Genomic DNA, 11,520 nt, shown 5'->3' with positions numbered 1-11,520 from the left:
ATAACGCCATCTTTACGATGACGCCCGTCGTCTCGAGCACCCTTCTGTTATGGGCGCTGATCTGGATCTGATTGTTCTTGGGGCGGGGTCCGGTGGGCTGGCCGCTGCGAAACGCGCGGCCCGTCATGGAGCCCGCGTCGCGATCGTGGAGGGAGATCGCGTCGGCGGCACCTGCGTGATCCGCGGCTGTGTTCCCAAGAAGCTTTTGGTGTACGGCGCCCAGGCCCGCCATCAACTGGCGGATGCCTCGGCCTACGGCCTTGAGATCGGTTCGGTGCGGTCGGATGTGCCTGATCTCCTGCGTCGGGTGCGCGCTGAAGTGGATCGGCTCAATGCGCTCCATCTCGGATTTCTGGAGAAGGCCGGCGTTCAGTTGATCTCCGGTTGGGGACGCTTCACGGCAGCAGATCGCATCGGCATTTCCGATCAACGCGGCGGGTCCGTTCAAAAGGAGCTTTCAGCCCCACGATTTCTGGTGGCAGTGGGTGGCCGTCCGGCCCGGCCGGAGATTCCAGGGGTTGAACACACCTGGGTCAGTGACGACATGTTTTTGCTGGAGGATGTCCCTCCCGCAGTGGTTGTGGTGGGCGCAGGCTTTATTGCCTGCGAATTCGCCTGCATCCTGCGGGGCCTTGGTGTGGCGGTCACCCAGGTGGTGCGTGGTCCTCGCTTGCTGCGCGGTTTTGATGCCGAGTTGGCCGATGCCGTGCTGGGTGGCATGCGTGAGCAGGGCATCGAGGTGCTGTTGGAGCAAACGCTGGTGGCCGTGGAGGGAGATCCCGGGGCGCTGACGGCGCAGCTGGGGAATGGTCAGACCTTGGATTGCGGGGGTGTGCTGATGGCCACTGGCCGTCGCCCCTGGCTTGCGGATCTGGGGCTGGACGCTGCTGGAGTTGCGGTGGACAACGGCCGCATCACGGTCGATGCCAACTCCTGCACCTCGGTTCCCCACATCCATGCCGTCGGCGATGTCACCGATCGGGTCAATCTCACGCCTGTGGCCATTGATGAAGGTCGTGCTTTCGCCGACAGCATCTTTGGCTCGCGTCAGCGGCAGGTGGACCACGATCTGGTGGCCAGTGCTGTGTTCAGCGATCCAGAGCTAGCGACCGTTGGTTTATCGGAAGAACAGGCCATCGAACGCCATGGTGTGGACGGCGTAGTTGTGCACCGCGCCCGCTTTCGTTCCATGGCGCGGGCGTTGCCCGCTTCCGGCCCCCGCTGTCTGCTCAAGTTGGTGGTGGAGAAGCAAACCGATCGGGTGCTGGGCTGCCACATGGTTGGTGAGCAAGCCGCGGAAATCATTCAGATGGCGGCGGTTGCCGTGGGGATGGGCGCCACAAAGGCTGATTTCGATCGCACGATGGCGCTGCATCCCTCCGTCTCCGAAGAGTTCGTCACGATGTAAGCAATCGCGTTTTCGGTCAGGCCAAATGGTCGGCAAGCCTGAGCGCCATGGCGATCACAGTGAGGCCTGGGCCAACGCTTGGGCAGCTGGGAAAAATGCTGCTGTCGGCGATGTAGAGGTTCTCGAGCTCATGGCATTTGCCCTGAGGGTCCACCACGGAACGGGCGGCGTCGTCCCCCATCCGGCAGGTGCCGCAGCCAAAGCCCACCACGCTGAGCGGGGCTTCACCACGGGCATGGGTGGGAGCCTTCAGCAACACCTTTGTGATTGGGTCGTTCTCCACCCCTTTGAGGGTGTCGATCCAGCGGTACACGAGCCGGTCGTGGGCTTCTCGGTTGTTGGGGATGTAGTTGATTCGGATCTGCTCGTTGTTGAGCCAAACCTTGTTGTGGGGATCCGGACGCACCTCACTCATGGCCCACCAGGCCACCGAGCGGGAGGCCAGGCGCTCCAAACCGAAGTCGGGGATCAGCTTGGTTACCAACGAAAGCACCGGTGGTGACTCGGCAAAAAGCGCGTCCTGCAGCACGCCACCGGCGGCCTGAATGTGCCCCAGGGGAAAACTGACGTTCTTGTCACCCCAGTAGTAGTCGTTGATTCCCAGTGAGCGCCCATAGCGGCCGCTGTTCCGTTCCGTGGCTAGCTGCAGGATTGAGGTGAGCTGCAGATTCATCAGGTTCCGGCCCACCTGATCCGATCCGTTGCTGATGCCCTTGGGATGGTGGGCATTGTTGGAGCGCATCAAGATCGCAGGGGTGTTGATCGCCCCCGCGGCAAGCACCACCACATCTGCGCTGAACAGCCAGGCATCGCCGCTCACCTCTGCTTCCACAGCCCGGATGGCTCGGCCACCGGGATTCACGTGCAAACGCAACACCTTTGCGTTGTCACGCACGCTGAGCCGTTTTGGATCACCAACCTGTAAACCAAACAACTGGGCATCACCGCTGGGATCGTCGGCGTCATCCGACCAACTGATCGGGATGTCGTAGGGCTGACAGCCCTGACGCTGCAGGGCGCCGCGCAGGGGTTCGAGGAAGGGTTCGATGGGCTTCGGTGGAGCCAGGAACTCTCCCTTGCGCTTGGGTTCGGTGGGATCAACCCCCGCCTTGCCATGCACCCGATACAGCTGTTCGGCCTGTTGGTAATAGGGCTCCAGCTCGGCGTAATCCAGGGGCCATGCAGGTGAGATGCCGTCCTGAAGGGCGACCTCCTCAAAATCTCTTTCGCGCATGCGTTCCAGCACTGCGCCCCAGATCTTGGTGTTGCCACCGCGGGCGTAGGTGGTTTGCGGGGCAAAGGGATCGCCGTCGGGGCCGAACCAGCGTTCGCTCTTGGGGTGGTAGCGATCCTTGCGGAACAGATCCACGTCGGCAACGTTCTGGTCTTCGAGGGCCATCGCCCCGCCGCGTTCCAGCACCAGCACGGTCTTGCCCTTGCGGCTCAGAGCTCCCGCCAGCGTTCCCCCTCCGGCGCCGCTGCCGATCACGATCACGTCGTAGTGGTTGTCGTCGATGATCACGGAATTACTGCCACACGTAGATCAGAAGGAAAAGAAGGATCCAGATCACATCAACGAAGTGCCAGAACAGGCTCACCGCAGCAACGCCCATCTCGCCTTTGTCGTAGTTCCCTGGGATAAACGAACGCGCCAACATCAGTCCCATCAGCAGGATGCCGGTGATCACGTGCAGGCCGTGAAAGCCGGTGAGCAGATAGAACATCCCGCCGAACACACCGCTGCTGAGGCTGAAGGTCAGTTCCGACCATTCGACGTATTGGCCATACACGAAATACGACCCCATCGCCATGGTGAGCAGCCACACCGCACGGAAGCCCCAGAGGTTGCCCTTGTGCAGATACCGCTCGGCGGCATAGGCCACGAAACTTGAGCTCACCAGCACAACGCTGTTGATCAGGGGCATGCGCACCTCCAGCCCCTCGACGCCATCCGGTAGCCATTGCGGGGCTGTGAGCTTGAGCACGGCGTAGCCGGCAAAGAAAGCCAGGAAAATGACGCTCTCGGAGCAGAGGAAGATCACGAAACCGGTCATGTTGTGACCGTCGTGCTTCACATGGCCCGGGGTGTGATTCATCTGCAGGTCGGGATTGACGCTGGTCATCGGCTCAGGCCTCCTGGGAACGACGCACGTAGAACTCCTCGTCCTCGACGAGGGGTTGCCCCAGGCCGTAGCCGTAGGGCTCGCTGATCACGGTGGGGATGTCGTCCTCGAAGTTTTCAGCCGGTGGCGGCGAGGGCAGCAGCCACTCCAGACCGATGGCCCGCCAGGGATTGGGGGGAGCCTGAGGCCCCCTGGCCCAGGAGCTCACCATGTTGAGAATGAAAGGGATCGAGGCGACGCCGAGCATGAAGGCGCCGATGCTTGCGATCACATTCCAGATGGCGAATTCCGGGTCATAGGAGGCGACCCGGCGCGGCATCCCCAGCAAGCCAGCCCAGTGCAAGGGCAACCAATTGAGGGTGGCGCCGATGAAGGTGAGTGCGAAGTGCACCTTGCCCAGACCCTCGTAATACATGCGGCCGGTGAATTTGGGGAACCAGTGGTAGATCCCGGCGAACACACCGAAGCCGATCGTGTTGAAGATCACGTAATGGAAGTGGGCCACCACGAAGTAGGTGTTCCCCACGTGCACGTCGATGGGAACGGTGGCCAGCATCACGCCGGTGATGCCGGCGAAGATGAAGTTGAACAGGCCCCCCAGGCAGAACAGCATCGGGGTGCTCAGGCGGAGATTGCCTTTCCACAGTGTTCCGAGCCAGGCAAACACTTTCACGCCGGTGGGGACGGCGATGAGCATCGTGGTGGCCATGAACAGATTGCGCATCCACATCGGTGTGCCCGAATAGAACATGTGGTGAACCCAGACGATCAGACTGAGGAAGGTGATGCCGAAGGAGGCGATCGCCACAAAGCGGTAGCCAAACAAGGGCTTGCGGGCATAGACCGGAAACAACTCGGAAAAGATGCCGAACACCGGCAACACCAGCACGTACACGGCGGGGTGGGAATAGAACCAGAAGAAGTGCTGAAACAGCACGGGATCACCGCCGCCTTCAGGCCGGAAAAAGCTGGTACCGAAGCTGAGGTCGAACAGCAGCATCACCGCACCACCGGTCAGAGCGGGCAGGCCCACGAGCTGGATGGTTTGTGCGGCCCAGGCGGTCCAGACGAAAATCGGCATCTTGAAAAATCCCATGCCAGGGGCCCGCATCCTGATGATCGTCGTCACGAAATTGACGGCGCCCATGATCGAGGAGATCCCTGAAAGAGCCACCGCCAGGATCCAGAGAAACTGGCCGTTGATGAAGTGGTTCAGCGGGTTCTGCAGGCTCATCGGTGGATAGGACCACCAACCCGATGACGCCGGACCCCCGGGGGCGAAGAAACTGCCCATCAACACGACGGCGAACACCGGCACCAACCAGAAGGCGGCCGCATTCAGCTTCGGGAAGGCCATGTCTGGCGCACCGATCATCGTGGGGATCAACAGGTTGTTGAAGCCATTGAGGATCGGAAACAGAAACAGGAACAGCATCACTGTTCCGTGCATCGTGTAGAGACCGTTGTAGACACTCGGATCCACCAGATCCGCTGGGGGCGTGATCAGTTCTCCGCGCACGATCATCGCTAGCAATCCACCCACCAGCAGGAAGAACAGTGAGGTGGCGATGTACTGAATGCCGATCACCTTGGCGTCAGTGTTGAAGCTGAAGAAGCGCTTCCAGTTGTCTGGTGCCCCAGGGACCGGGTGCGGAGCCTTGAGGATGCGTGGGTCGTAGTTGGTGGTGGTCATGGCTCAGGCGTCGTGCGGGATGGAGGGATCGCCGGGGTCGTTCACCATCGGGGCAGGAGCCGGTGGCACCGTGGCCCAGCCTTTGTCACCGCGGGCGATGCGGCGGTCGTAAAGCGTGCGGCCGGGGTCGAAGCCGGGTTGCAGGGCTTGCTTGGCCGAACGCTTCATCCAATCGGCGTACGCCTCCTCTGATTCGACGATTACGTTCGATTGATTCACCGACATGTAGGCGCCACTGAACATGGCGTCGCGCAGGCGGAAGCGTCCCTCTCGGGTGGGCGTGAGGCTGTAGGAGATCAGGCTGCCGGGAACGATGTCCTGCTTCAGCCGGAAGGCCGGCACATAGAAGCTGTGAATCACGTCCTCGGACTGCAGCTGAAGGTTGACCCTTTGATCGATGGGGAGGTGCAGTTCAGAACTGCGAACGCCACTGGGATATCTAAATTCCCAGCTCCATTGCCGCGCAATGACCTGGATTGGTCCCACCTGCGCCAAGGGATCGGCCGAGAGCAGTGCGCTGGTGTCGGAGCCGATGGCGTACTTCTGCTTCGGCCCCAGGGCGTTCAGGGTTTCATTCACCTTCATTGACGTGAAGGCGATGGCGAACACCAGCAGCAGTGGGATCACGGTCCAGATGATCTCCAATTTGGTGTTGCCCTCAATCGGTGCTCCGTCGCTTTCGTCGTATTTGCCCGCCCGGTTGAACAGAAGAACCCAGCCCATCACGCCGGTGCAGCCGAAGAAGATGAAGGAGCCGATGCCGGTTTCTAGGGCGAACAGATCGTCGACGTACGCTGCTGCGCTGGAGGCCTGCGGTGGAAACCAGCTGTAGGACCAGCTGGCAATCGCCTTGGCGATCACCAGGTTGATGGCTACGGAAATCGCAATGATCACGATCGCGGCAATGTTGGGGCCGTTTCTGGGTGTTGTTGTGGTCACGGCAGCACCTCATTTAGATCGGCACCAGCTGCCAGCAACTGGTCTGCGGTGATGTGGACCCCGAAGTCACTGGCCAACCAGGCCCCCAGGCTTCCGTGCAGCCCCATCACCAGCAGCATGCCGATGCCGCAGAGCAGATACAGCCAGCTCACTTGACGGCCCAGCTCCTTGCGCCAGATAAAGCGTTGATAACCACGCCAGATGGTCATGGCCACGATCACCAGCAGGATCGCGACGCCACCGATGGCATGCCAGATCATCGTGTCGATGGCGGTTTGGCCGAGGATGCTGCGAATGCCTGGCAACGGCACCGCCAGCAGCATTTCGTAGAACCCCGCGGCCACGGTGAAAAAGCTGATGCCGCTGCAGGCGACGAGGTTGTACCAGCCCACGTCATGGAAGCCGCTGCGGGTCACCGGTAGGGCTAGGTAGCGGAACACCCGTTTCTCCAGCGGGTAGAACGCACCGGCCACGTCGAAGGCGATGGCGATGGCAAACAGGCCGATGGTCAGGTGCACCAGGTTGGGGTGCAGCGGAATCGCGTAGGGAAGGTTGTTGGCGCCGAGGGAGTCGGCGATGTCGTTGATCGGCGATGCGATCGCGGCGAAACATGTCATGACACCACCCCCTGACGGATGGCTTCAACCACGGGGACCGTGTGCAGTCCGTAAACCCAGACCAGCTTGTCGCCGAGATATACCTGCGTGATCACGAGCCCCGCCAGCACGAGGTCAAAGACCAGAAAGCCCCTGGGCAAGTTTGCTGGATCTTTTTGCCGCGCCACGTAGCGCCAGCCCGTCAGCAGGGCCAGCACTCCAGCCAGCGACCAGCCGATGGTGCTGTGGAGATTAAGGATGTCCCGCGAAGCGCCGTAGGGATTGGCGAGACCGGCTTCCACCTGGCCGAAGATGATGGCCACGAAGATCGCGACGGTGGCCACGATCAGGTTCCAAAAGCTCACCTCGAACAGGTTCTTCTTGCCACTGATTAGACCAATGACGTCGAACACAACCGTGATCAGGGCCATGGCGATCACGAAGTGAACGACGATCGGATGGATGACGTCGAGCCAGGGAAGATTTTTGTCGTTCAGCTGTGGAAGCAGGTCGAGCATCGGCAAGCCGATCGACACCCACCAAGGATGACCTCGGTGGATCAGACGGTCATCACCGAATGTGGAAATACAACTCCATTCGTTTCATCACGGGCCGCACCCGGATGCAGCTAGGTCTTGGTGCGCCAGAACACCAAGGCCTGGGTCATGATCACGATCATCACGACTGGCAGCACAAAACAGAGCATCAACAGCCGGAACTCGTCCGACCAACTGGCGAGGGTTGTTCTGGGAAGAACGTTGTCAACGATGTAGAGGATGTACAACCCCAGTAACAGTCCACCTTCCAGTCGGCTGATCCGTCCTTGCGTCCAGAAGATCGGCATGCAGGCCAGGCTGGTGAGCAACATCACTGGAAGGTCGTCCTGAATCAATTCGGGGCTAACGTCCAGGCCACGGCCAGCGGCAGCCAAGGCTCCAGCGCCCAGCACCAGCAGCAGGTTCAACAGGCAGCTGCCCACCACGTTGCCAATGGCCAGATCGGTGCGCCCGCGCATGGCGGCCACCAGGGAAGTGATCAATTCCGGCATCGAGGTTCCGGCGGAAACGATCGTCAGACCGATCACCGCTTCACTGACCCCCAGATAGGTGGCGGCAGCAGTGGCACCGCTCACCAGCACCCTGGATCCGATGGTGAGGATGCCGATGCCTGCTAACAGCCGCACGATGGCCAGGGTCCAACCGCCGCTCGCCGCGTCCTCTTCGATATCGGGTTCAGCGCTGCCGCTGTCGTCCGGTTGTTCACGGGCGGTGCGGATCTCCCAGATGGTGTTGATCACGAGCCCCAGCAGCAACGCCAGGCCCGCTTGCCAGGTGACCCGTCCTGCGGAGGCCATGCCCCAGACCGCCGCCGAGATCGCAATCATCAGAGGCACATCGCGCCTCACAAGACGGCTTTCGACGCGCAAGGGCAGCACAAGGGCGCTGCTGCCCAGCACCACCATTACGTTGAAGATGTTGCTGCCCACCACATTGCTCACGGCGAGGGCGTCAGCCCCCTGCAGCACCGAACTCAAACTCACGAATAGTTCCGGTGCGCTGGTGCCCAGGGAAACCACCGTGAGGCCAATCACGAGCTGGGGGATGCCGAAGATCACCGCCATGGCGACGGAACCCTGAACGAACAGCTCTCCGCCACCGAACAGCAGTCCGATGCCAAGCAGCACTTGGATCGAGGCCTGGAGAAATTCAGGCATGGGCTAGATCAGGTGTACGGGGATTCTGCTTTGAAGGGAATCAACCTAAGGTCTCTCACCTGGGTAATAGATAAGAAACCTTGTTGAACCGGATCAGCACCAGCAACCTGCGGGGTGACGCCTTTGGTGGCGTGACCGCCGCGGTGATTGCTCTGCCGATGGCCCTGGCCTTCGGGGTTGCCGCAACGGGTGACCCTGCCCCTGGGCTTTGGGGGGCCGTGATCATCGGCTTGGTGGCGTCTCTTTTCGGCGGAACGCCCACCTTGATCTCCGAACCCACCGGCCCGATGACGGTGGTGTTCACCTCGGTGATCCTGAGCTTCACCGCCACCGCTCCGGACAAGGAAACGGCGATGGCCATGGCCTTCACCGTGGTCATCCTGGCGGGTCTGTTCCAAATCCTCTTCGGCGTCTTCCGTCTGGGTCGATACGTCACACAGATGCCTTATACGGTGATCTCCGGCTTCATGTCGGGGATTGGAGCGATCTTGGTGATTCTCCAGCTGCCCGCCTTCCTGGGGCAGACCGTATCGGGCGGGGTGATGGGAACCCTGTCCAACCTGCCGGGCTTGATTGCTGGTATTCAGCCGATGGAGCTGGCGCTGGCTTTGATCACCGTTGCGATCCTCTGGTTCACCCCAGCCAGCGTGAAGCGTTTCTGTCCGCCGCAGCTGCTGGCTCTGGTGTTGGGAACGGTTCTGTCGATGACTTTGTTCCACGACGCTGGCCTCAAGACCATTCCGCCGTTCAACGCTGAGCTTCCCAGCCTGCATGTGCCCACCTTTTCGGGTGGACAGCTGCGTTTGATGTTCGTGGATGCAGCTGTGCTGGGCATGCTCGGCTGCATCGATGCGCTGCTCACGTCTGTTGTGGCAGACAGCCTCACCCGCACTGAGCACAACTCAAACAAAGAATTGGTGGGCCAGGGACTGGCCAACATTGCTTCGGGGGTGTTTGGAGGACTGCCTGGAGCGGGAGCCACCATGGGCACCGTGGTCAATATTCAGGCCGGTGGACGATCGGCCCTGTCGGGCATTGTCCGGGCGGTGATTTTGATGGTGGTCGTCCTGGCCGCTGCCCCTCTCGCATCCACGATTCCCCTCGCTGTGCTGGCGGGCATCGCCCTGAAGGTGGGCATCGACATCATCGATTGGGATTTCCTCCAACGGGCCCACCATCTCTCGGTGAAAGCGGCCGTGATCACCTACGGCGTGATTGCGCTCACGGTGCTGGTGGATCTCATCACTGCAGTTGGCATCGGTGTTTTCGTGGCCAATGTGCTCACCATTGATCGGATGAGTGCATTGCAGTCCAGAAAAGTGAAAACGATCAGCACCGCCGATGACGATGTGGAGCTGACCGATGAAGAGCAGATGTTGCTGGATCAGGCCTCAGGCAAGGTTTTGTTGTTTCAGCTCGCCGGTCCGATGATCTTCGGCGTGGCCAAGGCCATCTCGCGCGAGCACAACGCCATCGGCAATTGCCAGGCGGTGGTCTTCGACCTCTCCGAGGTGTCACACCTGGGGGTCACCGCTGCGATCGCCCTCGAGAATGCCGTCAAGGAAGCGATTGAAGAAGGACGTCAAGTGTTCCTGGTAGGTGCAACGGGCAGCACGGAGAAGCGTCTTCAGAAGCTGAAGCTGTTGGAACGGCTCCCCCAAAGCCACATTAGTGGTGATCGCCTTGATGCCTTGCGCCTTGCCGTGAACGGTTTGCCGCTGAATGTCTGATCAGATCTCGATCATCGCTCCAGATGATTGGCACGTTCATCTCCGCGATGGAGAGATGCTGAACCAGGTTGTGGCCCTTACAGCCCGCCGTTTTCAGCGGGCCATCGTGATGCCCAACCTGCGTCCCCCGGTGACCACGGTCGCTTCTGCACGGGCTTACCGCGACCGCATTCAGGCGTCGTGTCCCGCTGATCTGGAGTTCACGCCCCTGATGACGGCGTATCTCACGGATTCGATTGCCCCTGCCGAGCTGGAGACGGGGTTTCGAGAGGGCGTGTTTGCCGCGGCCAAGCTTTATCCCGCCAACGCCACCACCAATTCCGCAGCAGGGGTGACGGATCTGCTGCAGATCGATCCTGTGCTGGAAACGATGGCCCGGATCGGCATGCCCTTGCTGATCCATGGTGAAGTCACGGATAGCGAGATCGACATCTTCGACCGTGAGGCGGTGTTCATCGAACGCCATCTGGCACCGCTGCGGGACCGCCACCCCGAGCTGAAGGTTGTGTTCGAGCACATCACCACCGAGCAAGCGGTGCAGTACGTCAGCTCAGCGGATCGTCATCTCGCCGCCACCATCACCCCCCACCATCTCCACATCAACCGCAACGCGATGTTTGCTGGCGGTTTGCGGAGTGATTTTTATTGCCTCCCCGTGGCCAAGCGGGAGTGTCACCGACAGGCCCTGCGCCGTGCGGCCACCAGCGGCGACCCACGCTTCTTTCTCGGCACCGACACGGCACCGCACGAGCGGGCATCCAAGGAAAGTGCCTGCGGATGCGCCGGCATCTTCAATGCACCCTTCGCTTTGGAGAGCTATGCCCAGGTTTTTGATGAGGAAGGCGCTCTGGCCAATCTCGAAACCTTCGCCAGTCTGAATGGGCCGGCCTTCTACAACCTTCCGGTCAACAGCCGTCAGATCACGTTGCAACGTCGTGACCATCTTGTGCCGGAACTTGTGAATGGGCTGGTTCCTTTCCATGCTGGAGAGATCTTGTCTTGGGCCGTCGCCGATGCATCTGATCAAGTTCAGCTCTGAAGATTGCGGCACCTGTCACCGCATGAGTCACTACGACGGCAAGGTGGCTGAGGAACTCGGCTGCAGCTTCATCTCTGTGATGCTGCAGGACACGGAGATGTATCGGAAATACCGGAAGATCCTTCTCAAGCAATACCCCAACAAGGAGGGGATGGGCTGGCCCACCTATCTGCTGGTAAACGATCCTGATGGAGATTTTTCGATCGAAGGAGAACTGAAGGGCGGCATGCCCAAGGGAGATTTCCGCACCAAGCTCGCCGAGTTGCTGCCGTCTTGAT

At 60.7% G+C, this 11,520-nt stretch carries 11 protein-coding genes; 4 read left to right on the top strand and 7 right to left on the bottom strand.

The features are described 5' to 3' along the window. Positions 1–49 precede the first annotated feature (49 nt). The gene (gene gorA, locus Q3Y53_RS05915) at positions 50–1,408 is read left to right on the top strand and encodes a glutathione-disulfide reductase (RefSeq protein ID WP_303533959.1); all 1,359 of its coding nucleotides are present in this window, start codon (positions 50–52) and stop codon (positions 1,406–1,408) included. 16 nt (positions 1,409–1,424) lie between these two features. On the opposite strand, the gene Q3Y53_RS05910 is transcribed toward gorA, so the two are convergent. The 7 genes from Q3Y53_RS05910 to Q3Y53_RS05880 all read right to left on the bottom strand — a co-directional run bounded on the left by Q3Y53_RS05910 (position 1,425) and on the right by Q3Y53_RS05880 (position 8,473). After that, positions 1,425–2,930: a GMC oxidoreductase gene (locus Q3Y53_RS05910; protein ID WP_303533957.1), complete on the bottom strand. Its 1,506-nt coding sequence runs from the start codon at positions 2,928–2,930 to the stop codon at positions 1,425–1,427. A gap of 4 nt (positions 2,931–2,934) precedes the next feature. Beyond that, positions 2,935–3,531: a heme-copper oxidase subunit III gene (locus tag Q3Y53_RS05905; RefSeq protein WP_303533954.1), complete on the bottom strand. Its 597-nt coding sequence runs from the start codon at positions 3,529–3,531 to the stop codon at positions 2,935–2,937. A 4-nt stretch (positions 3,532–3,535) separates the two neighbouring features. Further along, positions 3,536–5,224, bottom strand: coding sequence for a cbb3-type cytochrome c oxidase subunit I (locus Q3Y53_RS05900; protein WP_303533951.1), 1,689 nt, complete (start codon positions 5,222–5,224; stop codon positions 3,536–3,538). A gap of 3 nt (positions 5,225–5,227) precedes the next feature. After that, positions 5,228–6,163, bottom strand: a complete 936-nt coding sequence (locus Q3Y53_RS05895; protein WP_303533949.1) for a cytochrome c oxidase subunit II — start codon at positions 6,161–6,163, stop codon at positions 5,228–5,230. After that, complete coding sequence (locus Q3Y53_RS05890; protein ID WP_303533947.1) at positions 6,160–6,780, bottom strand: DUF2231 domain-containing protein; 621 nt, start codon at positions 6,778–6,780, stop codon at positions 6,160–6,162. The genes Q3Y53_RS05895 and Q3Y53_RS05890 overlap by 4 nt, the downstream gene beginning before the upstream one ends. Next, positions 6,777–7,277 carry a DUF2231 domain-containing protein gene (locus Q3Y53_RS05885; protein WP_303533945.1) on the bottom strand — a complete coding sequence of 167 codons (501 nt, stop codon included), beginning with the start codon at positions 7,275–7,277 and terminating at the stop codon, positions 6,777–6,779. The genes Q3Y53_RS05890 and Q3Y53_RS05885 overlap by 4 nt, the downstream gene beginning before the upstream one ends. Before the next feature lie 110 nt (positions 7,278–7,387). Next, complete coding sequence (locus Q3Y53_RS05880) at positions 7,388–8,473, bottom strand: calcium/sodium antiporter (protein ID WP_303533942.1); 1,086 nt, start codon at positions 8,471–8,473, stop codon at positions 7,388–7,390. Between the two features lie 80 nt (positions 8,474–8,553). Between Q3Y53_RS05880 and Q3Y53_RS05875 the strand changes: the two genes are divergently transcribed. Genes Q3Y53_RS05875 through Q3Y53_RS05865 form a run of 3 tightly spaced genes read left to right on the top strand, consistent with a single transcriptional unit; the run spans position 8,554 to position 11,519 of the window. Next, positions 8,554–10,203: a SulP family inorganic anion transporter gene (locus Q3Y53_RS05875; protein ID WP_226425497.1), complete on the top strand. Its 1,650-nt coding sequence runs from the start codon at positions 8,554–8,556 to the stop codon at positions 10,201–10,203. Then, a complete protein-coding gene (gene pyrC, locus Q3Y53_RS05870; protein ID WP_303533938.1) occupies positions 10,196–11,242 on the top strand; it encodes a dihydroorotase in 1,047 nt (348 codons plus the stop codon). The genes Q3Y53_RS05875 and pyrC overlap by 8 nt, the downstream gene beginning before the upstream one ends. Beyond that, complete coding sequence (locus Q3Y53_RS05865) at positions 11,217–11,519, top strand: thioredoxin family protein (protein WP_025362365.1); 303 nt, start codon at positions 11,217–11,219, stop codon at positions 11,517–11,519. Before pyrC ends, Q3Y53_RS05865 begins: the two co-directional genes overlap by 26 nt. The last annotated feature ends 1 nt before the right edge of the window (position 11,520 follow it).

Source organism: Synechococcus sp. YX-04-1 (assembly GCF_030546365.1).
GTDB lineage: Bacteria > Cyanobacteriota > Cyanobacteriia > PCC-6307 > Cyanobiaceae > Parasynechococcus.
Note: the sequence above shows the minus strand (reverse complement) of the source record. Positions and strands in the feature narration are given on the sequence as shown.

Bases quoted from the DNA above. Each gene is read 5' to 3' on its own strand.
- gorA (WP_303533959.1), top strand. From the start codon at position 50: ATGGGCGCTGATCTGGATCTGATTGTTCTTGGGGCGGGGTCCGGTGGG.
- Q3Y53_RS05905 (WP_303533954.1), bottom strand. From the start codon at position 3,531: ATGACCAGCGTCAATCCCGACCTGCAGATGAATCACACCCCGGGCCAT.
- Q3Y53_RS05900 (WP_303533951.1), bottom strand. From the start codon at position 5,224: ATGACCACCACCAACTACGACCCACGCATCCTCAAGGCTCCGCACCCG.
- Q3Y53_RS05890 (WP_303533947.1), bottom strand. From the start codon at position 6,780: ATGACATGTTTCGCCGCGATCGCATCGCCGATCAACGACATCGCCGAC.
- Q3Y53_RS05885 (WP_303533945.1), bottom strand. From the start codon at position 7,277: ATGCTCGACCTGCTTCCACAGCTGAACGACAAAAATCTTCCCTGGCTC.
- Q3Y53_RS05880 (WP_303533942.1), bottom strand. From the start codon at position 8,473: ATGCCTGAATTTCTCCAGGCCTCGATCCAAGTGCTGCTTGGCATCGGA.
- pyrC (WP_303533938.1), top strand. From the start codon at position 10,196: ATGTCTGATCAGATCTCGATCATCGCTCCAGATGATTGGCACGTTCAT.
- Q3Y53_RS05865 (WP_025362365.1), top strand. From the start codon at position 11,217: ATGCATCTGATCAAGTTCAGCTCTGAAGATTGCGGCACCTGTCACCGC.